At 73.1% G+C, this 22,948-nt stretch carries 25 protein-coding genes and 2 tRNA genes; 14 read left to right on the forward strand and 13 right to left on the reverse strand.

The features are described from left to right. Nucleotides 1–45: 45 nt before the first annotated feature. Entirely contained in the window at nucleotides 46–624 is a 579-nt protein-coding gene (locus J2X64_RS01175) for a TIGR03086 family metal-binding protein (RefSeq protein WP_310148442.1), read from the reverse strand. A 7-nt stretch (nucleotides 625–631) separates the two neighbouring features. Next, a complete protein-coding gene (locus tag J2X64_RS01180; protein WP_310148445.1) occupies nucleotides 632–1,636 on the reverse strand; it encodes a sigma-70 family RNA polymerase sigma factor in 1,005 nt (334 codons plus the stop codon). Between the two features lie 226 nt (nucleotides 1,637–1,862). Between J2X64_RS01180 and J2X64_RS01185 the strand changes: the two genes are divergently transcribed. Genes J2X64_RS01185 through J2X64_RS01205 form a run of 5 tightly spaced genes read left to right on the forward strand, consistent with a single transcriptional unit; the run spans nucleotide 1,863 to nucleotide 5,972 of the window. After that, complete coding sequence (locus tag J2X64_RS01185; protein ID WP_310148451.1) at nucleotides 1,863–2,588, forward strand: DUF4129 domain-containing protein; 726 nt, start codon at nucleotides 1,863–1,865, stop codon at nucleotides 2,586–2,588. Beyond that, on the forward strand, nucleotides 2,585–3,088 hold the full coding sequence (locus tag J2X64_RS01190) for a hypothetical protein (RefSeq protein WP_310148454.1): 504 nt from the start codon (nucleotides 2,585–2,587) through the stop codon (nucleotides 3,086–3,088). The genes J2X64_RS01185 and J2X64_RS01190 overlap by 4 nt, the downstream gene beginning before the upstream one ends. After that, nucleotides 3,089–4,087, forward strand: coding sequence for a MoxR family ATPase (locus tag J2X64_RS01195; protein WP_310148458.1), 999 nt, complete (start codon nucleotides 3,089–3,091; stop codon nucleotides 4,085–4,087). Then, nucleotides 4,084–5,457 carry a DUF58 domain-containing protein gene (locus J2X64_RS01200; protein WP_310148460.1) on the forward strand — a complete coding sequence of 458 codons (1,374 nt, stop codon included), beginning with the start codon at nucleotides 4,084–4,086 and terminating at the stop codon, nucleotides 5,455–5,457. The genes J2X64_RS01195 and J2X64_RS01200 overlap by 4 nt, the downstream gene beginning before the upstream one ends. Continuing rightward, complete coding sequence (locus J2X64_RS01205; RefSeq protein WP_310148462.1) at nucleotides 5,457–5,972, forward strand: hypothetical protein; 516 nt, start codon at nucleotides 5,457–5,459, stop codon at nucleotides 5,970–5,972. Before J2X64_RS01200 ends, J2X64_RS01205 begins: the two co-directional genes overlap by 1 nt. 88 nt (nucleotides 5,973–6,060) lie before the next feature. Here J2X64_RS01205 and clpX read toward each other — a convergent pair whose 3' ends face one another. After that, on the reverse strand, nucleotides 6,061–7,338 hold the full coding sequence (gene clpX, locus J2X64_RS01210) for an ATP-dependent Clp protease ATP-binding subunit ClpX (RefSeq protein ID WP_310148465.1): 1,278 nt from the start codon (nucleotides 7,336–7,338) through the stop codon (nucleotides 6,061–6,063). A 298-nt stretch (nucleotides 7,339–7,636) separates the two neighbouring features. Between clpX and J2X64_RS01215 the strand changes: the two genes are divergently transcribed. Next, nucleotides 7,637–8,776, forward strand: a complete 1,140-nt coding sequence (locus J2X64_RS01215) for a TerC family protein (RefSeq protein WP_310148468.1) — start codon at nucleotides 7,637–7,639, stop codon at nucleotides 8,774–8,776. A gap of 206 nt (nucleotides 8,777–8,982) precedes the next feature. Here J2X64_RS01215 and J2X64_RS01220 read toward each other — a convergent pair whose 3' ends face one another. The 6 genes from J2X64_RS01220 to J2X64_RS01245 all read right to left on the reverse strand — a co-directional run bounded on the left by J2X64_RS01220 (nucleotide 8,983) and on the right by J2X64_RS01245 (nucleotide 13,297). Further along, nucleotides 8,983–9,291 (reverse strand): DNA-formamidopyrimidine glycosylase family protein, encoded by a 309-nt coding sequence (locus J2X64_RS01220; RefSeq protein WP_310148471.1) that lies wholly within the window; start codon nucleotides 9,289–9,291, stop codon nucleotides 8,983–8,985. Between the two features lie 121 nt (nucleotides 9,292–9,412). Next, a complete protein-coding gene (locus tag J2X64_RS01225; protein WP_310153072.1) occupies nucleotides 9,413–10,066 on the reverse strand; it encodes an ATP-dependent Clp protease proteolytic subunit in 654 nt (217 codons plus the stop codon). A gap of 32 nt (nucleotides 10,067–10,098) precedes the next feature. Then, nucleotides 10,099–10,740: an ATP-dependent Clp protease proteolytic subunit gene (locus tag J2X64_RS01230; protein WP_310148473.1), complete on the reverse strand. Its 642-nt coding sequence runs from the start codon at nucleotides 10,738–10,740 to the stop codon at nucleotides 10,099–10,101. Nucleotides 10,741–10,782: 42 nt separating this feature from the next. Next, nucleotides 10,783–11,847 (reverse strand): UbiA family prenyltransferase, encoded by a 1,065-nt coding sequence (locus J2X64_RS01235; protein WP_310148476.1) that lies wholly within the window; start codon nucleotides 11,845–11,847, stop codon nucleotides 10,783–10,785. Further along, nucleotides 11,844–12,005 (reverse strand): hypothetical protein, encoded by a 162-nt coding sequence (locus J2X64_RS01240; protein WP_310148478.1) that lies wholly within the window; start codon nucleotides 12,003–12,005, stop codon nucleotides 11,844–11,846. Before J2X64_RS01240 ends, J2X64_RS01235 begins: the two co-directional genes overlap by 4 nt. Before the next feature lie 44 nt (nucleotides 12,006–12,049). Continuing rightward, on the reverse strand, nucleotides 12,050–13,297 hold the full coding sequence (locus J2X64_RS01245; protein WP_310148480.1) for an MFS transporter: 1,248 nt from the start codon (nucleotides 13,295–13,297) through the stop codon (nucleotides 12,050–12,052). 83 nt (nucleotides 13,298–13,380) lie between these two features. On the opposite strand from J2X64_RS01245, the gene J2X64_RS01250 reads away from it, so the two are divergent. Beyond that, the gene (locus tag J2X64_RS01250; RefSeq protein WP_310148482.1) at nucleotides 13,381–14,475 is read left to right on the forward strand and encodes a substrate-binding domain-containing protein; all 1,095 of its coding nucleotides are present in this window, start codon (nucleotides 13,381–13,383) and stop codon (nucleotides 14,473–14,475) included. A 15-nt stretch (nucleotides 14,476–14,490) separates the two neighbouring features. Here the strand turns inward: J2X64_RS01250 and J2X64_RS01255 are convergent, their stop codons facing one another. Together J2X64_RS01255 and tig are read right to left on the reverse strand one after the other, a co-directional pair. Continuing rightward, entirely contained in the window at nucleotides 14,491–14,946 is a 456-nt protein-coding gene (locus tag J2X64_RS01255; RefSeq protein ID WP_310148485.1) for a hypothetical protein, read from the reverse strand. Between the two features lie 125 nt (nucleotides 14,947–15,071). After that, nucleotides 15,072–16,397, reverse strand: coding sequence for a trigger factor (gene tig, locus J2X64_RS01260; RefSeq protein WP_310148487.1), 1,326 nt, complete (start codon nucleotides 16,395–16,397; stop codon nucleotides 15,072–15,074). Nucleotides 16,398–16,581: 184 nt separating this feature from the next. On the opposite strand from tig, the gene J2X64_RS01265 reads away from it, so the two are divergent. The 5 genes from J2X64_RS01265 (at nucleotide 16,582) to J2X64_RS01285 (ending at nucleotide 21,239) form a co-directional block, all read left to right on the forward strand. Further along, nucleotides 16,582–17,118 (forward strand): hypothetical protein, encoded by a 537-nt coding sequence (locus J2X64_RS01265; RefSeq protein WP_310148490.1) that lies wholly within the window; start codon nucleotides 16,582–16,584, stop codon nucleotides 17,116–17,118. Next, a complete protein-coding gene (locus J2X64_RS01270; RefSeq protein ID WP_310148493.1) occupies nucleotides 17,115–18,536 on the forward strand; it encodes an NAD(P)/FAD-dependent oxidoreductase in 1,422 nt (473 codons plus the stop codon). The genes J2X64_RS01265 and J2X64_RS01270 overlap by 4 nt, the downstream gene beginning before the upstream one ends. 116 nt (nucleotides 18,537–18,652) lie before the next feature. After that, nucleotides 18,653–18,832, forward strand: a complete 180-nt coding sequence (locus J2X64_RS01275) for a hypothetical protein (RefSeq protein WP_310148495.1) — start codon at nucleotides 18,653–18,655, stop codon at nucleotides 18,830–18,832. Between the two features lie 447 nt (nucleotides 18,833–19,279). Then, complete coding sequence (locus J2X64_RS01280) at nucleotides 19,280–20,473, forward strand: S53 family peptidase (protein WP_310148498.1); 1,194 nt, start codon at nucleotides 19,280–19,282, stop codon at nucleotides 20,471–20,473. A gap of 157 nt (nucleotides 20,474–20,630) precedes the next feature. After that, nucleotides 20,631–21,239, forward strand: a complete 609-nt coding sequence (locus J2X64_RS01285) for a hypothetical protein (RefSeq protein ID WP_310148500.1) — start codon at nucleotides 20,631–20,633, stop codon at nucleotides 21,237–21,239. A 12-nt stretch (nucleotides 21,240–21,251) separates the two neighbouring features. On the opposite strand, the gene J2X64_RS01290 is transcribed toward J2X64_RS01285, so the two are convergent. After that, nucleotides 21,252–21,325, reverse strand: a tRNA-Gly gene (locus tag J2X64_RS01290). 83 nt (nucleotides 21,326–21,408) lie between these two features. Here J2X64_RS01290 and J2X64_RS01295 point away from each other — a divergent pair. Continuing rightward, nucleotides 21,409–21,482, forward strand: a tRNA-Pro gene (locus J2X64_RS01295). A gap of 156 nt (nucleotides 21,483–21,638) precedes the next feature. Here the strand turns inward: J2X64_RS01295 and trmB are convergent. Further along, entirely contained in the window at nucleotides 21,639–22,295 is a 657-nt protein-coding gene (trmB, locus tag J2X64_RS01300; RefSeq protein WP_310148503.1) for a tRNA (guanosine(46)-N7)-methyltransferase TrmB, read from the reverse strand. Nucleotides 22,296–22,415: 120 nt separating this feature from the next. Here trmB and J2X64_RS01305 point away from each other — a divergent pair, with 120 nt between their 5' ends. Then, a complete protein-coding gene (locus J2X64_RS01305) occupies nucleotides 22,416–22,928 on the forward strand; it encodes a DUF4395 domain-containing protein (RefSeq protein ID WP_310148506.1) in 513 nt (170 codons plus the stop codon). Nucleotides 22,929–22,948: the final 20 nt, after the last annotated feature.

The following is a 22,948-nucleotide window of genomic DNA, read 5'->3' on the forward strand; positions in this document are numbered from 1 at the left end:
GCGCCCCATCCTTCCCGGTGCCGACGGGGCCGTCCACCACGCAGGTCAGCAGCGTCCGGCGTGGGCGAGCAGCCGGTGCTGGGGCGCCGCCCAGTCGGGCACGTCCAGGACGGGCCCGAACCGCACCGGCCGGTCGGCGTCGGTGATGGCGTCACGGGCAACCGGCCACAGGTCCATCGCCAGTCCCGGCGGGATGGGGCGCGGCTGCTCGATCGCCTGGGCGACGTCCCACCCGTGCAGCGTGATCTCGAGGGCTCCGACAGCACCGAGCAGGTCGCGCGACAGGGTCAGCCCGCCGAGCCCGACGTCGCCCAGCGGCGCGGGGTGCCAGTGCCCGACGAGTGCACGGGCCCGGGCGCAGATGCGGTCCAGCAGCGCCCTGCCGCCCTCTCCCGGCTCGGCCGGGACGAGCTCGAGCCGCGGCGCCCGCGCCGCCTGGGCCATGGCGTCGAGCGAGTCCTCCATGTGCGTCAGCAGCGCGAGCAGGTCCCACTCGGCGCAGGGGGTCGGGTTGCGCAGGTCGGCCTCGGTGACCAGGCGCAGGCTGGCTCCGGTGTACGCGACCGCGCGCTCGAGCAGCTCGACCGCACCCGGCGGCCGGCCCACGCCGGTCGCGGTGGTCATCGCGGGCTCACGTCGTGGCGACGTGGTCCGCGGGGAGCACCGCGGGCAGGCCGAACGTCTCGAAGAGCCGCACGTCGAAGAACGCCGCGACGTGGCTGACGCGGCCGTCGGTCACGGTCAGCACCTGCAGGTGGAACGGCGTGAACGTGCCGTCGGGCTGGCGCATGTACAGCCCGAACGCCGGCTGGCCGTTGGCCGACGTGGCGACCATCGGCATGTCGTGCACGCCACCGGGGCACTGGGTGTCGATGAGCCGGCCGATCGTCTCGGCGCCGCGGTACCAGCCCGGGTACGGCGGCATCTCCCAGACCGCGTCGGCCGTGAGCATGCTGACGATCGAGCTGATGTCCTTGTCCCAGAAGGCCTGGACGTACCGGTCGAGCAGGGCCCGCTGGTCGTCGTCGAGCCGGTCCTCGACCGTGTCGGCGGTGACGTTGACCCTGGCCAGCTGGGCGTGCGCCCGCTGCAGCGCGCTGTTGACCGCCGCCTCGGTCGTGTCCAGCGCCTCGGCGACCTCGGCCGCCCGCCAGCGCAGCACGTCGCGCAGGATCAGCACGGCCCGCTGCCGGGCGGGCAGGTGCTGCAGGGCCGCCACGAACGCCAGCCGGATGCTGTCGCGCTCGGCGACGATGCTGGCGGGGTCGGCCGTGTCGGCCGCCACCAGCGGGTCAGGGGCCGGCTCGAGCCAGGCCACCTCGGTCGAGGCGACGACGCGCTCCCCCGGGTCGCTCTCGGGAGTGCCCAGGCCCGTGGGCAGCGGCCGGCGGTCCTTGCCCTCCAGCGAGGACAGGCACACGTTCGTGGCGATCCGGTACAGCCAGGTGCGCACGGAGGAGCGCCCCTCGAACGCGCCGTACGCGCGCCAGGCCCGGATGTAGGTCTCCTGGACCAGGTCCTCGGCGTCGTGGATCGACCCCGTCATGCGGTAGCAGTGGGCGGTCAGCTCGCGCCGGTAGGTGTCGGACAGCTCCGGGAAGTCCTCCGCCGCCGCCCGCTCGCGCACCTCGGTCATGCCGTCTCCTCCATCGGTCCCCGTCCCAGCGTAGGCCGCAGGGCGTCACGCAGGGACAGACCGCAGCACTCCGCAGAACTCATCGCACCTCGGCCCCAGAATTTTCCGGCCCGCCCCGCCGGACTGATCTGTATAACGAATCGCGCCCGAAGGTCGGCAACTCCTTTGCCACCCGGTCGCCTGCTCCCTAGGGTCGGTCCGTGACTCGGAGGGGACGGGGGCAGGTGTGAACCGCAAGGCATGGGCGCTGCTCGGTGGCGCCGGCGTGACGCTGCTGCTGGCCGCCTGGGTGTCCGCGGCCGGACCGGTCGGCGTCTTCGCCCGGCAGGACTTCAGCGGCCCAGGAACCAGCGCCCCGGGCGAGGAGTACGCCTCGGGAGCCCTCCAGGGCACCGTGAAGCAGCTCGGCAGCAAGGGTCGCACGGCGCCCCAGTCGTCCGCCGTCGCCGAGGTGGTCGCGTGGTCGGTGAAGGTGGTGCTCGTCCTCGTGGTGCTCGCCGTGCTCGTGGCCATCGGCCGGGCGGTCCTCGCCCAGCTGCGCACCACGGCCCGCGCCGACGACGGGCCCTCGACCACGGCGGAGGTCGCCCCCGACGTGATGCTCGCCGCCGTCCGCGAGGGCGAGGAGCTCCTCGCCACCGGCACCCCGGCCAACGCGGTGGTGGCGGCCTGGGTCGCCCTGGAGGAGGCGGCCCGCTCGGCCGGCATCGGCGACGACCGGTCCCGGACGTCGGAGGAGCTCGTCGGCACCGTCCTGCGGCGGCTCGACGTCGACGCCGGCGCGCTCGACCGCCTCGGCGCGCTCTACCGCGAGGCCCGCTTCTCCCGGCACGAGATCGGCGAGGACCTGCGCACCCAGGCGCGCGAGGCGCTCCGGCAGGTCCAGGCCGACATCTCGCGCGGCCGTCCGCCGCGGCCGGCCCGCGAGCGCATGGCCGGGGCACGCCGGTGATCGCCCGCCTCCGGGCGCTGCCCGCGACCGGCCAGCTGGCCGTCGCGGTGTGCGTCGCGGTCCTCGTGGGGGCCCTGCTCGTGGCGGTGCCCGTCCTCGTCAACCCGGCGATCCTGCTGGGCTGCGTGGGGGTCGTGGCCGCCCTCGGCGTCCTGGTGCAGTGGCTGTGGCAGCACCAGCACGCGACCGACTGGTCCAACAGCTTCACCGACACCGCGGCCGCCCGCGGCAGCGACGTGCGGGTCACCCGCCTCGCAGAGACCGTGGACGCCGCCGTCGCCGGTGACGCCGTCGCCCAGACCCAGCTGCACGCGACGCTGCGTGCACTCGCCGACGAGCGGCTGCGTCGCCGCCGCGGCCTCGGCCTCTCCGGCGACGACGCCGCCCACGTGCGCGCGGCGCTCGGCCCGGACCTCACGGCATACCTCGCCAACCCGCCGACCGGACGGCTCACCGCCGACCGCGTCGAGGCGTACGTCACCACCCTGGAGGAGATCTGAGTGAGCACCACCACCTTGTCCCTGACCGAGGTCACCGAGCGGGCCGGTGCGATCCTGGCCGAGGTCGAGCGAGCCGTCGTCGGCAAGCGGCACAGCCTCGAGCTCGTCCTCTCCGGCGTGCTCGCCGGCGGCCACGTGCTCATGGAGGACTTCCCCGGGCTCGGCAAGACCCTGGCGGCGCGCTCGTTCGCCCAGGCGCTGGGGCTGGAGTTCGCGCGGGCCCAGTTCACCCCCGACCTGCTGCCCAGCGACCTCACCGGCTCGTTCCTGTACGACCAGCGCACGTCGGAGTTCACCTTCCGCAAGGGCCCGCTGTTCACCGGGCTCCTGCTGGCCGACGAGATCAACCGGACGCCCCCGAAGACCCAGTCCGCCCTGCTCGAGGCCATGCAGGAGGGCCAGGCGACCGTCGAGGGCGAGACCTTCCACCTCCCGAAGCCGTTCCACGTGCTCGCGACGGCCAACCCGGTCGAGTACGAGGGCACCTACCCGCTCCCGGAGGCCCAGCTCGACCGCTTCCTGCTGCGCGTCTCGTTCGGCTACCCCACCGCCCCCGACGAGTGGGAGGTGCTCCAGCGCCGCATGGGCCGCCGGCAGGAGGAGCAGCAGGTCGCCCAGGTCACCGACGCCGAGGGCCTGCTCGCGATGCAGGCCGCGGTCGAGACGGTGACCGTCGACGAGGGCGTCGGCCAGTACTGCGTCAAGCTCGTCGCGGCGACCCGCAGCCACCAGAACCTGCTCATGGGGTCCTCCCCCCGTGGCTCGCTCGCGCTGCTGCTCACGAGCCGGGCGTATGCCGTGCTGCGCGGCCGCGACTACGTCACCCCCGAGGACGTGAAGGCCGTCGCCCACGCCGCTCTCGACCACCGGGTGGCCGTGCGCCCCGAGCTGTGGATGAACGACGTCTCCGCCGCGAGCGTCGTCGACTCCGTGCTCACGTCGGTGCCGACGCCCGCCGCGACCGGCGACGGGGCCCGCAGCGGGTTCGAGCGCCCGTGAGCCGACCCGTCGGCAGGCGGCTGCAGGCGCGCTGGCAGGCCACGCCGGCGCACGTGCGCGCCACGCTGCTCGGTTTCCTCCTGCTCGCCACCGGGGTGCTGCTGCGCCGGCCCGACGCCGTGGCGCTGGCCGCTCCCCTCGTGGTCGTCGCGGTGTGGGCCCTGGCCGTCCGCCCGGCCCGCTCCCCCGAGGTGCACGCCGGCGTGCGCCACACGGTCCTGCGCGAGGGACAGTCCACCGCGTGGACGACAACGGTGCAGCCGGCACCCGGCGTCGAGGACGTCGGCGTGGTGCTCCTGCCCACCCCGCACACGAGCTACACCCCCGTCGGCCGCGCCCAGGGCGCCGCCCTCACGCCCGACGGTGAGCCCGTCCGCCTCGACCTGGTGTGCCAGAGCACCCGCTGGGGGCACCGCAGCCTCGGGCCGGCCACCATCGCCGTCGGCAGCGCCTTCGGCGGCTTCACGTGGGAGCCCGAGCCGGTCAGCTCCGAGCCGGTCTCGACGGTGCCGCTGCCGGACCACTTCACGGCCCGCGCCCAGGTCCCGCACCCCGACGGCCTCGTCGGGCGCAGTCGCTCGGCCCACCTCGGCGACGGCGGCGAGCTCGCCGACATCCGCCCGTTCCGGTTCGGCGACCGGCTGCGCCGCGTGCACTGGCCGGTGTCGGTCCGCACCGGCACCCTGCACGTCACCGCCACGCACGCCGACCAGGACAGCGAGATCCTGCTGCTCGTCGACGCCATGCACGACCTCGGCCGCAGCAGCGGGCCCGGCGGCACGAGCAGCAGCCTCGACAACGCCGCGCGCGCGGCCGGGGCCATCGCCGAGCACTACCTGCGCACCGGTGACCGGGTGGGACTGCTCGTCCTCGGCGCGCGCGACCTGCCCCGCGTCCAGGCGGCGGCGGGCAACAACCACCTCCGCCGACTGCTCGACGTGCTCTCCCGCGTGCGGGTCGCCGACAGCACGGTGAGCGACGAGAAGCGCCTGCGCGGCCAGCTGCGCCACCACGTGGGTGCCGGCACCCTCGTCGTCGTCCTCACCCCGGCCGTCTCGGTCCAGGTGCTGGCCCACGCCGTCTCGCTCGCCCGGCGCGGCGTGGCGGTCGTCGCCATCGACACCCTGCCGGCCGACTTCGCCCGCCCGGACCTCCCCGACGACCGCCTGGCCGAGCTCACGTCGGTGCAGGACCACCCCGTGGGCGCCCGCCTCGCCTGGCGGATCCGGCTCCTCGAGCGCGAGCGGGAGATGCTGCGCGCCCGGGACGCCGGTGTGCCGATCGTGCCGTGGACGGGGCCGAGGACCCTCGACCTGGTGCTGCGCGACCTGGGGCGCCGCTCCCGGGCACCCCGGGTGGTGAGCCGCTGATGGCCCGCTCGCACCTGGTCCTGAGGGCCGTTCTCGCCGCCGCCTCCGTCGGGCTCGCCGTCGTCACGGTGGTGGCCGCCGTGAGCCCGCTGTGGGTGGTGGCGGTCCTGCTCGTCGTCGTCACGGCATACGCCGCGCTGCGTCCGGGCACGCACGCGGTGACGGTCCTGCTCGCAGCGCACCTGCTGCACTGGCTCGCCACGGTCCCGGCCCCCGTGGGTGGGCGCGCGTGGCTGCTCACCGTCCTGGCCGCCCTGCTCGCGCTGCTGCTGCACACCAGCGCCGCGCTCGCCGCGGCCTACCCGCAGGGCGCACCGCTGCCTCCGGCGGCGGTGCGCCGCTGGAGCCGTCGGACCGCGCTCGTGGTGGCCGGCTGCGTGCCGGTCTGGGCCGTCACGAGCGTCGTCAGCGGCAGCGCCACCCCGGGTGAGGGCACGCTGACGTATGCCGCGATCGCAGGCACCGCGCTGCTCGCGCTGGGCGTCTGGCTGGTCGCCCGCGAGCCGCAGCACTGAGCTCGGCCCGCCGGCAGGAACGCACCAGCCCCGACGGCACGTGCCGTCGGGGCTGGTCTGCATGACGGGACGGAGCCCGCCGGGGGGGTCAGGCGGAGCGCTTGCGCGTGCGCTTGGGCTCCTCGTCGCGGCGCACGATCGTCGGCAGGACGTTCTCGCGCACGACCTCGGGGGTGACGACCACCTTGGCGATGCCGTCGTCGCTGGGCACGTCGAACATGACCGGGAGGAGGACCTCCTCCATGATCGCGCGCAGCCCACGGGCACCGGTGCCGCGGTTGAGGGCCGAGTCGGCGATCGCCTGGAGGGCGTCGTCGGTGAACTCGAGCTCGACGCCGTCGATCTCGAACATCTTCTTGTACTGCTTGACCAGCGCGTTGCGCGGCTCGGACAGGATCGTCACGAGCGCATCGCGGTCGAGCGGGCTGACCGTGGTGATGACGGGCAGGCGGCCGATGAACTCGGGGATGAGCCCGAACTTCATGAGGTCCTCGGGCATGACCTCGTGGATCGACTCGGCGAGGTCCTTGGGCGTGTGCAGCTCGGAGCCGAAGCCCAGGCCCTTCTTGCCGTTGCGCGACTCGATGAGCTTCTCCAGGCCGGCGAACGCGCCGCCCACGATGAACAGGACGTTCGTCGTGTCGATCTGGATGAACTCCTGGTGCGGGTGCTTGCGGCCGCCCTGCGGCGGGACCGAGGCGGTCGTGCCCTCGAGGATCTTCAGCAGCGCCTGCTGCACGCCCTCGCCCGAGACGTCGCGGGTGATCGAGGGGTTCTCGCTCTTGCGGGCGATCTTGTCGACCTCGTCGATGTAGATGATGCCCGTCTCGGCCTTCTTGACGTCGTAGTCGGCGGCCTGGATCAGCTTGAGCAGGATGTTCTCGACGTCCTCACCGACGTAGCCGGCCTCGGTGAGGGCGGTGGCGTCGGCGATCGCGAACGGCACGTTGAGCATCTTGGCCAGGGTCTGGGCGAGGTAGGTCTTGCCGCAGCCGGTGGGGCCGATGAGCAGGATGTTGGACTTGGCGATGTCGACCGACTCGGCGTCCTTCTTGCCGCTCGCGTGCTCGCCGGCCTGGATCCGCTTGTAGTGGTTGTAGACGGCGACGGCCAGGGCCTTCTTCGCCACGTCCTGCCCCACGACGTAGTTCTCGAGGAACTCGTAGATCTCGCGCGGCTTGGGCAGCTCGTCCAGGCCCAGCTCGGAGGACTCGGCGAGCTCCTCCTCGATGATCTCGTTGCAGAGGTCGATGCACTCGTCGCAGATGTACACGCCCGGTCCTGCGATGAGCTTCTTGACCTGCTTCTGGCTCTTTCCGCAGAACGAGCACTTCAGCAGGTCGCCGCTCTCTCCCATGCGTGCCACGCGACGTCCTCCGTGTGTTGGTGCGGGCGCGGTGCCCGCCTCCGGTGCTGCCCGGTCCGGCGGCAGCAGGTCCGACGGTACCCGCCGGACCACTCCATTCTCCCCATTGAATCGCCGAGACCCCGCCGGGGTCGCCCTTGTCCGCTCAGAGCGGACAACCGCCCGCGGATCCCGTAGAATCGTCAACGAGGGGAGTACTTCCCAAGCCCGGACCGGTCAGTACGAGCGCTCCACAGCGTTCCCGGCCCGGCACCGCCCAGCGGTGAAGGAGACCTCGGACACCTATCCGAGGACGACCATGCCCGCTCTCCCCCCTGCCGCCACCGACCTCCTCGCGGCGGCCGACCCCGCCGCCTCCGGCCCCTCCGTGGCCAGTCCCCTGCTGTGGGGCGTCACCCTCGCCGCCGTGCTCGCGCTCGTGGTGCTCGACTTCCTGCTGACCCGGCGCCCGCACCGGGTCTCGATGCGCGAGGCCGTCGGGTGGTCCGCCTTCTACGTCGCCCTGCCCCTGGCGTTCGGCGCCTGGATCTGGAGCCGGTTCGGGGGCCAGACCGGGCTGGAGTACTACACCGGCTACCTCGTCGAGAAGTCGCTGTCCGTCGACAACCTCTTCGTCTTCATGCTCGTCCTCGCCGGCTTCGCGGTACCCCGTGAGCTGCAGCAGCGGGTCCTGCTCATCGGCGTCGTCGGGGCGCTCGTGCTCCGCGGCGTGTTCATCGCGCTCGGGGCCCAGATGCTGGCCCACTTCGACTGGACGTTCCTGCTGTTCGGGCTGGTCCTGCTCGCCACGGGCGTCAAGCTGCTCCGGGACGCCCTGCGCGGGTCCGGCCACGACGTCGACGCCGCCAACCTGCGCAGCGTGCGCCTGCTGCGCCGGTTCCTGCCCGTCACCGACACCTACGAGGGCCCGCGGATGACCGTGCGCCGCGACGGCCGCCGGGCCCTCACCCCGCTCGCCCTGGTCACCGTGGCGATCCTCGGCACCGACATCGTCTTCGCGATCGACTCGGTGCCCGCCGTCTACGGCATCACCGGAGACCCGTACCTCGTCTTCGCCACCAACGCGTTCGCCCTCCTCGGTCTGAGGGCCCTCTACTTCGTGCTCGAGGGCGCCCTGTCCAAGCTGGTCCACCTCGGCTACGGGCTCGCCGCGATCCTCGGGTTCATCGGGGTCAAGCTCGTCCTGCACTGGGCCCACGGGACGTGGCCGGCCGTCCCGGTCGTGCCGACGCTGGCCTCCCTGGGCGTCATCGTGGGCGTCCTGGCGTTGGTCACCGTGACCAGCCTGGTCGCCTCCCGGCGCGCCCAGGACGGGCACGGGGTGGCAGACGGGGTCGATGGCTCAGGCGAGACCGAGGACGCAGGCGTGGCGGTGAGCGCGGGCGGGGTCAGGGCCGAAGGGGCCGACCCCACCGCGGAGTGCCAGCCCCGGTCCTGACCCGTCGGGGCCGCGCCCACCCGGCGCGGCCCCGGACCACGCGTGACGCCCGTGGCCGGCGACGCCGAAGTCCCAGACCTCGGCGCACCCAGGGCCTTGGGATGCCGAAGTCCCAAACTTCGGCATAACCCAGGGTCTTGGGATGCCGAAGTCCCAGACCTCGGCGCATCCAGGGTCTTGGGATGCCGAAGTCCCAGACCTCGGCGTCAACGCGCCCCGTGGAGGACGTCCGGGCCGAGCGCGTCGACCTCGAGGTCGAACCGCAGCCACACCGGGTTGCGGTCGGCCTGACGACCGGCGCCGACGACGCCCTGCCCCAGGTGGTCGCCGCCCGTCGACTTGCCCTGACGGCGGGCCGCGGTGAGGTGACGGCCCACAAGGGCCTCCCGGATCTCACCGGGCGCGTGCGGGCGGCACTGCCACGTGTCGCGGTCGTCGACGTCGGCGATCCGTCGCCCGGACGCGGTCGCCTCGACGACCGCGCGGCCACTCTCCGCCGCGGGCAGGTCCGGCACCCCGACAGTCCCGGTGCCGGGCCGCGGCTCCGCTCGCCGGCCACGGCGTCAACCCGGCCCCGGACATGCGTATGCCGCCCGCTCGAGGTGAGCGGGCGGCATACCGGCCGTGCGTGAGGCGTCAGTCCTCGAAGGACGCCTTGCGGGAGGCGAGCACCTCGTCGATGAGGCCGTACTCCTTGGCCTCGGCAGCGGACAGGATCTTGTCGCGCTCGATGTCGCTGCGGACCTGCTCCACGGTGCGACCCGAGTGCTCGGCCCAGGTCTCCTCGAGCCAGCTGCGCATGCGCAGCACCTCGTTGGCCTGGATCTCGATGTCGGACGCCTGGCCGTAGTCGCCACCGGCGAGCGCCGGCTGGTGAATGAGGATCCGGCTGTTCGGGAGGGCGAACCGCTTGCCCTTGGCACCCGCCGACAGCAGCACCGCGGCAGCCGAGGCGGCCTGGCCCACGACGAACGTCTGCACGTCGGGGCGGATGTACTGCATGGTGTCGTAGATCGCGGTCATGGCCGTGAACGAGCCACCGGGGCTGTTGATGTACATGAGGATGTCGCGGTCGGGGTCCTGCGACTCCAGCACGATCAGCTGGGCGATGACGTCGTCGGCGGACGCGTCGTCGACCTGCACGCCGAGGAAGATGATGCGGTCCTCGAAGAGCTTCGTGTAGGGGTCGAGCCGCTTCATGCCGTAGGAGGTGCGCTCCTCGAACTGCGGCAGGATGTAGCGGCTGGACGGACCCGGGACGTGCAGGCCGCCCGAGGCGGCACCGTGCATGCGGGGGTTGATGTTCGCGTTCACGTCGTTCCTCACTTGTCCCCGGTGACGGGGTTGTCGTCGTCGCTGCCACGGCGGCCGCCGGCCTGCGAGGCGCTGCTGAACACGTGGTCGACGAAGCCGTACGCCTTGGCTTCCTCGGCGCTGAACCAGCGGTCGCGGTCGGAGTCCTTCTCGATCTGCTCGAGGGGCTGCCCGGTGTGCTCGGCGATGAGCTCGGCCATCTGCTTCTTCACGAAGAGCATCTGCTCGGCCTGGATCTTGATGTCCGAGGCGGTGCCGCCGATGCCACCCGACGGCTGGTGCATCATCACGCGGGCGTGCGGGGTGGCGTACCGCTTGCCCTTGGTGCCCGCGGACAGCAGGAACTGGCCCATCGAGGCCGCCATGCCCATCGCCACGGTCGCGACGTCGTTGGGGATCCACTTCATCGTGTCGTAGATCGCCATGCCCGCCGAGATCGAGCCGCCGGGGCTGTTGATGTAGAGCCAGATGTCCTTGCCCGGGTCCTCGGCCGCCAGGAGCAGCAGCTGGGCACAGATCGCGTTCGCGTTGTCGTCGCGAACGTCGGAGCCGAGGAAGATGATCCGCTCCTTGAGCAGACGGTTGTAGATGTGGTCGTCCAGACCACCCTGCGGCCGCTCGTCCTGAGCGACGATCTCACTACTGGTCACGCTCGTCTCCATCACTCGCCGGTGTTGAACCTGTCGATGACCCTAACGTGGCCCCCTTGCCACACAGTCCCCGAATCCCCCCGTGTTCGCCCTGAGCGCAGAGGGCTCAAGGAGCGGGCCGGCACCGGCCGCGGTGGACCTGCTCCCCCGCGAGGGCCCGTGGTCGACCATCTGCGCCGCCTGGCCGAGGGTGAGCACGACGACCCCGGCTGCGAGCAGGTCCGTCACGAGCGGCCGGGTGCCGGCGGCGCTCCCTGCGAGGGGAGCCAGCAGCACGAGGACCGTGCCGCGGCCGACCACCGCCAGCGCCGACACGACCCACTCCTCGCGGCGGTGCCCGGGGTCCGAGGCAAGGACCCGGAGCAGGTGCACGGCCGCGACCGTCGCGAGCAGGGTGCCGACGACGGTGGTCGGGGTGCGGTGGGGCGAGAGAAGGAGGGCCAGCACCGAGGCTGCCACCCAGCAGGCCGCGCTGAACCGGCAGGTCGCCACCCGGCCGTGTCGCACGAGGAAGGTGCGCTTGCCGAACAGCGTGTCTCCGCGGACGTCGCGGAAGTCCTTCAGGACGATCCGGCCCACGAAGCCGACGTAGAGCGCGCCGAGGAACGGCAGGTCGGTGGGTCGCACCGCGCCGCGGGCGGCGAGGACGCCGAGCAGGTACGGCACCGCGACGTACAGGGCGGGCAGGGTGAGCGACGCGACGGCACCCCGCTCGGCGAGCCGCACCGGACCGGCCGAGTATGCCGTGCTGACGGCGAGGCCCGCCGCCGCCACGACCAGCGCCGCCGGTCCCAGGACCGCTGCCGCCGCCAGGGTGGCGACGAGGGCGACCGCGGCCACCGTCCGCAGCTGGGCTCGGTGGGCGCGTCCGCCGGCCAGCACCCGTCGTGCGTCGTCGGGCAGGTTGACGGCGTCGATGCGGGCGTCGGCGAGGTCGTTGACGACGGCCGACCACACGAGGAAGGGCAGCAGCACCAGGACCGCGCGGAGCAGGGCCCACGACGAGGCGGAGCCGGCGACGCCCAGGCCGCACGCGGCATACAGCACGAGCAGCAGGAGGACCGGAGGTCGCAGCATCGCCCACGCGATGCGCGCGTACGCCCTCACTTGTTGCTCCCGTAGGAGCCCATGGCCACCACGATGAACACCAGGAAGCCGAACCAGACCAGTCCGGCGACGACGGCGGCGGCGACCACCGCCAGGGCGACGATGGTGAGGATGCGGCCCCAGGAGGTGGGGCGGGGCCTGTCGAGGGGTTCGTCCATGGGCGGACGCTAGGGGCCCGGCGCAGGCCCCCGCGTCCGCCGCGCTACTCAGTTCCGGCGGGTTCGGGGGCACCCGGTACGAGCGTGCCGCTCTCCCGCGTGGCGGGGATGACGAGCATCGCGAGGAAGACCACGGCGGTGACGACGAGCAGCGCCTTGAGGACGGTGAAGTGGTCGCCGAGGAAGCCCAGCAGCGGCGGGCCGCCGATGAAGGCGGTGTACCCGATCGTCGCGACGACGGACATGCGCGCGCCCGCGCGGGCGGGGTCGTCGGCCGAGGCGCTCATCCCCACCGGGAAGCCGAGGGAGGCACCCACGCCCCAGACGGCGGTGCCGAGGTAGGCGACCACCGGGTTGCCGAAGATCACCATGAGCGAGCCGACCGCCGCGAGGGCGAACGTCGCGCGCAGGACCGGCACCCGGCCGTAGCGGTCCAGCAAGCCGGTGCCCAGGATGCGGCCCACCGTCATGAAGCTGAGGAAGACCGCGAAGGCGAGCACCCCCGCCCACGCCGGCAGGCCGTGGCCCTCAACGAAGCCGACCGCGATCCAGTCGTTGGCCGTGCCCTCGGTGAAGGCGGCGGCCAGGACCACCATGCCGACCATCAGGGTCCGCGGCTCGAGCCACGCGGAACGCGGCTTCGCCGTCGCCGGCACGGCGGCGTCTGCCTGCTCGTCGTCGCCGGTGGCCTGCTCCTCGACCGCGCGGGGCAGGAAGGCGCGCACGCCCCACCAGCCCAGGACCGCGGAGACGGCCAGCGCCCCGAGGAAGTGCGGGACCAGCGACACACCGGCCCACGACATCAGGGAGCCGACCAGCGCCGCGACCACGGTGCCACCGGAGAAGGCGGCGTGGAAGTGCGGCATGACGTTGCGACCCAGGAGCCGCTCCACGGCGGCACCCTCGAGGTTCATCGCGACGTCCCACAGGCCCACGCCCATGCCGAGCAGGAAGAGCCCGGCGGCCATCAGGGGCCGGGAGCGGGCCACGTCGACGGCCAGCCCCACGCAGACGAGCCCGACCGCCGAGACGACCATTCCGGCCACCACCGTGCGGGAGGCGCCGATCCGGTCGGCGACCCGGCCGGCGAAGGGCAGGGCCAGCACCGAGCCGCACGAGGCGGCGAACAGCGTGAGGCCGAGCTGTCCGGCGCTGAGGCCGAGCTCGGCCTTGCTGTCGGCGATGCGGGAGGCGAAGGAGGAGAACACGACGCCGGCGAGGGCGAAGACGACGAAGACGGCGTTGCGGGCGGTGCGCACCCGCGTCAGGTCGGGGGCGAGGGTCTGGGTCACGGAAAGCTTCTCGGGAGGTCGGTACGGGCTGGAGACGGGAGGTCGAATCGTTTCGATCGAATCGATTCGATAGTCTGTCCTGCATGGCCGGTCCCCGTCAACCTCGCGTCACCCTGCGCGCCGTCGCCGACGCCGCCGGGGTGAGCACCTCGACCGCGTCGCTGGCCTTCAGCGGCAAGGGCCCGGTCGCCCCCGGGACGGTCGAGCGCGTGCTGGCGGCCGCCGCCGCGCTCGGGTACACCGGCCCGGACCCGCTCGCCTCCTCGCTGCGCCAGGGACGCTCCGGCGTCGTCGGGGTGGTCGTGGAGGGCCGGCTCGGGCACGCGTTCCGCGACCCGTTCGCCGTGTCGGTGCTCGACGGCCTGTCCCAGGTGCTCGACGAGGTGCCCGCCGGGATGCTGCTCATCGCCCAGCCCGCCGGCGACCCCGACCGCGCCATCGCCCACCTCGGCTCCGCGGCGCTCGACGCCGTCGTGTTCTCGCTGTGCGGGCCGGACACCAACCCCGCCGTGGACCACCTCGCCGCACGCGGCATCCCGATGATCGGCGACGGCGCCCCGGCCGACCCGCGGGTGGTCAACCTCTCCCTGGACAACCGTGGCGCGGGCGCCGAGGTCGCCCGGCTCGTCCGCGACCTCGGGCACCGTCGGGTCGCGCACCTGCTCATGCCGCTCGGACCCCACGCCGCCACGGGCCCGACGACGCTCGAGGAGGTCGACACCGCGGTCTTCGTCGACACCCGCGACCGCGCCCTGGGGTTCGCCGACGTGTTCGGTCCGGACATGCCCCTCGTGCAGACGGCCCTGCCGGACGTCGAGCAGGCAGCGCTGGCCGTCCGCCCGCTGCTCGAGCTGCCGGAGGGCCGGCGCCCCACGGCCGTCGTGGCACAGTCCGACCTGCTGGCCCTCGGGGCGATCCGGGCCGCCGGGGACCTCGGCCTGCGCGTGCCCGAGGACCTCAGCGTGACGGGGTTCGACGGCGTGGACCTCCCCTGGTTCGACGGCGTGCTCACCACGGTCGACCAGCAGGGCGAGGCCAAGGGCCGCCGTCTGGGGGCCATGGTGCGCGCCCTGCTCGACGACCGGCAGCCGGAGGCGGCCGTCCACCCCACCACCCTGCGGGTGGGCACGACGACCGCTCCCCCGACAGACGCGTCCCGGCAGCCCCCCGGCTCCTAGACGACCGTCGGCGTCCTAGGACCGGGTCCCGGTGGCCCCTGCGCCGTTGACGACGCCGTCCCCCACGGCGCCCGGCTGCTCCGGGGCCGCCGCCATCGGCGGCTCGGCCACGAGCTGCAGCGTCACGTAGCTGCCGCGCTCGTCGACCGTGAAGGCGCCCTCGAACTCCATGATGCTGTCGGTGCACACCACGGTGTGCGCCTCCCAGCGGGCGTCCACGACCGCGGTCGCCCACACCCGCTCCATGCCCATCCCCGCTTCCCAGGGCAGCACGTCCTCGGCGCACCGGCAGACACCGATGACGAGCCGGTCGACGTCGTCGGTCCGGCCGAGCTCGACCTCGGCGAAGAGGCCGCTGTCCTCCAGTGCCGTCTCGACGGTGCGCTTGAGTGCCCGGGCGTGCTGGGACTCCGCCGGGTGGGCGTTCTCCTGCACTGCCAGACGCAGCTTGTGAAAGGCCGCTTGGTCCATGGCTCATGGTCCTGTGGGCAGGCCGCGGCAGCCATCACGCAGATGACGTATGCCGTGCACCCGCGTCGGGTGCACGGCATACGTTTGCGTGCGGTTGGCGCCCCGGTCAGGGGCGACGGGCCTCGTCAGGCGTGGTCGTGGCCCTCGTGGTCGGCGTCCTCGACGAGCTGCGACGCCACGTCCGTGGCGGTGACCTCGTTGAGGTCGATCTCGGTGCCGGCGGTGTCGACGACCTTGGCCTTCTCCAGGACCGCGGCGAGCGCCTTGCGACGGGCGACCTCGGCGACCATGGCCGGGACCTGGCCCTGCTGGTCGATCGCCTGGGCGAACTGGTTCGGGTCCATGCCGTACTGCTGGGCGGACATCACGAGGTACTCGATGAGCTCGGGCTGCTCGACGCTGACCTCCTCGCGCTCGGCGATGGCGTCGAGCAGGAACTGGGCCTTGAGCGCCTTGCGGGTGCTGGCGTCGACCTCGGCACGGTGCTCGTCGTCCTCGAGCCGGCTCTCGCCCTCGAGGTGGGCGTGCACCTCGGCCTCGACGATGCCGTCGGGCACCGGGATGTCGAGACTGTCGAGCAGGTGCTCGAGCACCTTGTCGCGGGCCTGGACGCCCTGCTCGAACTTCTTGGCGCGCTCGGCCTGCTTGGTGACGTCCTCGCGGAGCTCGCGCAGGGTGTCGAACTCGGAGGCGAGCTGGGCGAAGTCGTCGTCGAGCGCGGGGAGCTCGCGGACCTTGACGGACTGCACGGTCACGGTGACCTCGGCGTCCTCGCCCTCGCGGTCGCCACCGGCCAGCGGGGCGGTGAAGTTCTTGGTCTCGCCGGCCTCCATGCCGACCAGCGCCTCGTCGAGGCCCTCGAGCATGTTCTTGCTGCCGACCTCGTAGGAGATGCCGGTGACCGAGTCGATCTCCTCGTCACCGATGGTGGCGCGCAGGTCGATCGAGACGAAGTCGCCGTCCTCGACGGCGCGCTCGACGCCCTTGAGGGTGCCGAACCGCTCCTGCAGCGCGACGAGCCGCTCCTCGACGTCCTCGTCGGACGCCTTGGCCTCGTCGACCTCGACGGTGATGGTGCTGAAGTCCTCGGGGAGGGTGACCTCGGGGCGGACGTCGACCTCGACGGTGAACTTGAGCTCCTGGCCCTCCTCGGCCGGGACCTCGGTGACGTCGACCTCGGGCTGCCCGATCGGGCGGACGTTGTTCTCCTCGACGGCCTGGCCGTAGAACTGCGGGAGGGCCTCGTTGACGGCCTCCTGGAGGACCGCGCCGCGCCCGACGCGCTGGTCGATGATGCGGCTGGGGACCTTGCCCTTGCGGAAGCCGGGGACCTGGATCTGGCTGCCGATCGTCGCGTACGCCGCGTCGAGGCTCGGCTTGAGCTCCTCGAACGGGACCTCGACGGTCAGCTTGACCCGGGTCGGGTTGAGGGTCTCGACGGCACTCTTCACTGCAGGGCACTCCATGCTCGTGGGGCAAAGGGAAGGACCCGGGCGGCGCGACGGCTGCGCGCACGGTCGGCCGGGCCACCGCTCATGCTAGCCGTCCGCGAGCGCGGTGCCGAACCCGCCGCCCAGGCCAGGGCCCGAGCCGGCCGTCGAGCGCGGAGCGGGGCCGTCCTCCTAGGGTGGCGACATGACCGTCCCCGCCACCACGACCGGCACACCGCTGAAGGCCCTGAAGACCACCATCGGTGCGGTGATGGGCGGCCTCGTGGTCGTCGCCATCCTGTTCGGAGGTGTCGTGCTCGGCCTGCACGGGTACCCACTGACGTGGGTGCCCTGGCTGCTCGGCGCGCTCACGGTCGTGGCCCATCTCGTCTGCACCGCGGTGGGGTACCGCGTCCCGGCCGTGGCACCGGGAACCGCGCCCGACGAGGCTGCGACGGCGGCGCGGGCGGCCTTCCAGCAGTCGACATTCCTGCGGCTCGCGGTCTGCGAGGCCGTCAGCCTCGTGGGGATCGCCCTGGCGTTCGCCGTGAGACCGCAGACGGGCATGACGGTGGTCATCGGCGTCGTGCTCACCCTCGCACTCCTCCTCCTGCACGGGTGGCCCGGGACGCGGGTCCTCGGCCGCGTCGAGCGCTCGCTGGACCGCGACGGGGGACGGTCCTACCTCACCGACACCATGCACGGCCGCGAGCCCGGCCAGAACGGAGCACTTCTGTCATGACCGACGAGTACGACGTCATCGTCATCGGCGCGGGGCCGGTCGGTGAGAACGCCGCCGACCGCGCGCACAAGGGCGGCCTGACGGTCGCCATCGTGGAGAAGCACCTCGTCGGCGGGGAGTGCAGCTTCTACGCCTGCTCCCCCAGCAAGGCGCTGCTGCGGCCCATCCACGCCACCCGCGCCTCCCAGCGGGTGCAGGGCTCGGAGGGCGCGCGGGTCGACCGCGACGGCGTCCTCGCCCGCAGGGACGCCTGGGTCAACCGGGTCGGCACGAGCGACCGGCTCGACGACTCGGGACAGGTCGACTGGCTCGACCACGTGGGCATCGACCTTGTCCGCGGCGAGGCACGGCTCACGGGGGTGCGGACCGTTGAGGTCGGCGACCGGACCCTGCGGGCGCGTCAGGCCGTCGTCCTCGCCACCGGCAGCGCGCCGCTGGTCCCGGACCTGCCGGGCCTGTGGGCCGCCAACCCGTGGACCAACCGCGAGGCGACCACGTCCCGCACCGTGCCCGGACGCCTCGCCGTCCTCGGCGGCGGTGTCGTGGCTGCCGAGCTCGCGCAGGTGTATGCCGCGCTCGGCTCGACGGTGACGATCATCGAGCAGGCGGACGGCCTGCTCGGGCGCCACGAGCCGTTCGCCGGCGAGGCCGTGCGCGCGGCGCTCGAGGCCGACGGCGTCGACGTGCGCCTGTCGACCAAGGCCGAGTCGGTGGACCGTCCAGGTGGTTCGGGCGAGGTCACGGTGACGCTGTCCGACGGGTCGACCGTCGTCGCCGACGAGCTGCTCGTGGCGGTGGGCCGCCGGCCGGCCACCGAGGGCCTCGGCCTGGACACCGTCGGTGCGGTCACCTCGAAGCCGGGGTACGTCCAGGTCTCCGACCGCATGGAGGTGAAGGGACCCGAGGGCGACCCCTGGCTCTACGCCGTCGGCGACGTCACGGGCATCGCCCTGCTCACCCACATGGGCAAGTACCAGGGACGGGCGGTCGGCGACCTCGTCGCCGCCCGTGCGGCTGGTCGTCCTGACGACGAGCCGGGGATGACGCCGTACGCCGCGTCGCTCGGCTCCCCGCAGGTCGTCTTCACCGACCCCGAGGTGGCCGCCGCCGGGCTCACCGAGGCCGAGGCGCGCGACCGTGGCCTGTCGGTCCGCGTCGTCGACGTGCCGATGGACAGCGCCGCCGGGTCGGGGCTGCAGGCGGAGGGGTACCAGGGTCGCGCGCGGATGCTCGTCGACGAGGACCGGCGGGTGGTGGTCGGCGCGACCTTCGTCGGGCAGGACGTCGCGGAGCTGGTGCACGCCGCGACCGTCGCGATCGTCGGCGAGGTGCCCATCGACACGCTGTGGCACGCGGTCCCGTCGTACCCGACCATGAGCGAGATCTGGCTTCGCCTGCTCGAGGAGTACGGCCTCTGACCTGCGCGAAGGTGCGGGCTCGGGGGGTTCCGCCCCCTCGGCCCGCCGGGTAGCGTCCGCCGGAAGCCCCTCCGCACGGGCTGCTCCCCGACCTGCCCACCCTGCCGGCCGGGTCCGTGACCATCCCCGTCGTGTTCCACATGGTCTCCGACCACGGGAACACGGCGACCGAGAAGGCCCGCTGGCAGACGTTGATCGCCGCCCAGATGAAGGTCCTCAACGACTCCTACTCCGGCGCCACGGCCGCGGACGCCGCTGACACCCCGTTCCGCTTCACGTTGTCCGAGGTGACCTAGTCGGTCAACCCCACCTGGTACACGGTCGTTCCCGGCAAGAGCGGCGTGGAGAAGGAGATGAAGTCCGCGCTCTACGAGGGCGACGCCGCGGCCTGCTCGGCTGGGCCTCGACCCCATCCACAACTTCATGGACTACACGCAGGACTCCTGCATGGACATGTTCACCCCGGGCCAGGCCGACCGCATGAGCGACGCCTGGCAGCAGTTCCGGGCGGGCGGCGGCAGGGGCAGCTGACGCGGCGACGGGTGGTCGGCGCCATGCAGCACGACCTGCTCGCGATCCCATGACATCCGTCATGAACCTTCTCCATTTCTCTCACAAGCGCTGACCAAGTTCCGACAGGACCTTCCGGACTTGGTGAGGAATCTTGTGCGGCAGGGGGATTCGTCACAGATTCGCCCCGGGACGACAGCCGTCGCCCCTGCCCCCCATGCAGGAGATGACCCATGCGCAAGCAGCTCCTCGCCGTGGCGCTCGCCGCCACGGCAACCACGGGCCTGGTCGCCACCGCGACCACGTCCGCCTCGGCCGCCTCACCCCGCGCCCACGCGGCGCGCGTGTGCAGTGCACCGACGTCCCCCACCGTCGCTGCGTGCGACGCCCTCAAGCTGGTCGACGACCACGGCACGGCGGTCAGCCCCTCCGGCCGCACGGTGACGCCGGCCGCGATCTCGGGCAAGACCCCGACGGACATCCAGAGCGCGTACAAGCTCGCCGGGCTGTCGGCCGGCGGCCGCACCGTCGCCATCGTCGACGCCTACGGCTACGCCAAGGCCGAGCAGGACCTCGCGGTCTACCGCTCGCAGTGGGGGCTGCCCGCCTGCACCACCGCCAACGGCTGCCTGAAGATCATGAACCAGACCGGGGGCACGAGCCTGCCGCGCTACGACAACGGCTGGGCCCAGGAGCAGGCGCTCGACCTCGACGCCGTCTCGGCCGCGTGCCCGAGCTGCAAGATCGTCCTCGTGCAGGCCTCGTCGTCGAGCCTGACGAACCTCGGCACCGCGGTGAACACCGCCGCCAAGCAGCCCGGCGTCGTGGCGATCTCCAACTCCTACGGTGGCGGCGACCTCGCCGACAGCAGCTACGGCAGCTACTACAACCACCCCGGCATCGCGGTCACCGCCTCGACCGGTGACAACGGCTACCAGGGCGGCAGCTTCCCGGCCTCGTCGCACTACGTGACCGCCGTCGGCGGGACGTCGCTGTATGCCGCGTCCAACACCCGCGGGTGGACCGAGTCCGCGTGGAGCGGTGCCGGTTCCGGCTGCACCACCCTCAACGCCGCCCCGTCCGGCCAGACCACGGCCATGACGAGCTGCTCGGGTCGTGCCATCGCCGACGTGTCCGCGGTCGCCGACCCCAACACCGGCCTCGCGGTCTACGCCCCGTCGACCAAGACGACCTCCGGGTGGGCGCAGTACGGCGGCACCAGTTTGTCCTCCCCGCTCGTCGCGTCGGTCTACGCCCTGTCGGGCAACACCGCCGGCTACGCGAACACCCTCCCGTACGCCAACTCCGCGGGCCTGTTCGACGTGACGTCGGGCAGCAACGGCACGTGCGCCTCGTGGTGCACCGCCGGCACCGGCTGGGACGGCCCCACCGGCCTGGGCACGCCGAACGGCACCAGCGCCTTCTGACCCCCACGACCCGTCAGGGGACGGCCCGGGCACTGACCCCCGGGACGACGACGGCCCGCCACCCAAGCGGTGGCGGGCCGTCGTGCTCGGTCCCGGGACGTTGGGCCGTGCCGGACGTGAGGCGTCGGCGGCACGGTGGGGTCAGGAGGTGGGCGTCATGTCGACCCGGTCCCTCGTCCCCGCACCACCCGAGGTGACGCGCTCGCGTCCGGGCGGCAGGCTGGCGTGGATCCTGCTCGCCGGTGTCCTGGCCCTCGTGGGCGCGTTCGCAGCGCTGCTATGGTCCTCCGCGGTCACGACGGCCGTGACGGCCTCGCTCGAAGCGGCCACCCACGGGCCGCCGTCGGGCGTCATGGTGACGACGCACCCTGACCCGTGGTTCGTGTACACCGAGGACGCGTCCCGGGTCTCCCACGTGTCGGTGACGGCCCCCGACGGCTCCACCCTGCCGGTGACGCTGACGTCGTCCACGTTCGGGTACGGCCCGCACCGCGAGGGCCGCCAGGTGGCACGGTTCGAGGTTCCTGCCGGAGCCGGGCTGGTCGACCTGCGGGTCGTCGTCGACGTCGTCGACGCGGCGCAGTCGGACCCGGCCGTGACCGTCGCGGTGACCACCTTCGACGTGGCGGGCTTCGAGAACGTCCACCGCTGGGGCCTGGTCACCCTGCTGGTGGTGGATGTCGGTGCCGCGGCGGCGGTCCTCGTGGCGGGCGGCGCCGGCCGGACCGCGCCTGGGTCCCTCTCCCTGCGCCGACCCCGCGCGTAGGCGCGCGAGCGGTGGAGCGGGTGACGAGAATCGAACTCGCGTAGCCAGTTTGGAAGACTGGGGCTCTACCATTGAGCTACACCCGCGCGGGCCCGCGACGGCGTCGCGAATCCGAGGCGTTAGCCTAATGGCCGCGCTCCGCTGGGATGAAATCGACACCTGCGAGCGACGGGGTATGGCGCAGGTTGGTAGCGCGTCCGCTTTGGGAGCGGAAGGCCGCCGGTTCAAATCCGGCTACCCCGACACGGCAGCGGAGCCTGCGACGCTGCGTGGCGGGGGAGCCGGATGCAGGGAGCCGGAGCGTGCGCGCCGAGGAACGAGGCGCGTCCGCGACGGCGGCTCCGGCTACCCCGACGGACGCCCACGCGGGCGCGGGGAGGGCGGGACTCCCGAGGTGGGTCAGACGAGGTCGGCGCGGAACTCGGTGACACGTCGCCCGGCGGCCAGGCCCTTGGCCTCGAACCCGTCCCTCGGCCGCCACGCCGGCCGATCCCCCTCGGTCACCGCGAACCGCGGGTGCGCCGCGAGCTCCGCCCGGGCGTGCACGGCATACGTCTCGTGGTCGGTGGCCACGAGCAGGTGGCCGCCGGGCACGAGCCGGGAGGCGACCAGGTCGAGGGTGTACGGCGCGAGGAACCTGCGCTTGGCGTGCTTGGCCTTGGGCCACGGGTCCGGGAAGAACAGGTGCACCGCGGCGAGCGCGCCCGGGGCGATGCGGTCGCGCAGCAGGGCGACCGCGTCCCCCTGGTGCAGCCAGAGGTTGCGCACGCCGCGCCGGTCGGCCTCCGCCAGCATCCGGGCCAGGGCCGGGGTGAAGACGTCGACGGCGAGCAGGTCGTGCCCTGGGTGCGTCTCGGCGTATGCGACCGCCGCGGCGCCGTGCCCGCAGCCGATCTCGAGCACCACGGGCGCCACGCGGTCGAAGGCGGCCGCCGGGTCCAACGGGCCGTCGGGGATGTGGTGCCGCGGGAACAGGGACTCGACCCGCTCCATGGTGAGCGCCGACATCCGCCCCCGGCGCGCGTTGTAGCTGCGCACGTGTCCCGTCTCGTCCACGACCCCAGCGTGGCAGACCGGCAGGCGCATCTCGGTCCCGACCCCGGTCCGGCCCGGCCGCTCCGTCCGCGTGACGGACCCCACGCGATAACCAATCGTTATCTGATCCATAATGGGAGCATGCGCATCTCCCGGTTCCCCAACATCGTCGACGACGTGACCGTCCGGCTCATCGCCGGTGTCGTGCTCGTCCTGGGCGTCCTCGCACTGGCCGCGCACCAGTGGTGGCTGTATGCCGTGCTGGCCGCCGACTTCGTGCTGCGCGCCGGCTGGGGCCCCTCCGCCAGCCCGGTCGCCCGGTTCGTCGGCCGCTTCGTCCGCCCCCGCGTGGCCGCGGCCCCGCGGTACACGGCCGGTCCGCCCAAGCGGTTCGCGGCCACCATCGGCGCCGTGCTGACGCTCGCCGCGACCGGGTCCTGGCTGGCCGGCGAGGCCGTCCCCGTCGTCGTCATCGGCGTCGTCATGGTGGTCTTCCCCGCGCTGGAGGCGCTGGCGGGGATCTGTGTGGGTTGCCTCGTCTTCGCCGGGCTCATGCGGATCGGGCTCATCCCCGAGTCGGTCTGCGTCGACTGCGCCAACATCGGCCGCCGCGCGGCGGCCCGCACCACGGCCCAGGCCACCCCCACCGCCTGAGCGGCCGCGCGTCACCGTCG

The organism is Phycicoccus sp. 3266 (assembly GCF_031456495.1).
Classification (GTDB): domain Bacteria; phylum Actinomycetota; class Actinomycetes; order Actinomycetales; family Dermatophilaceae; genus Pedococcus.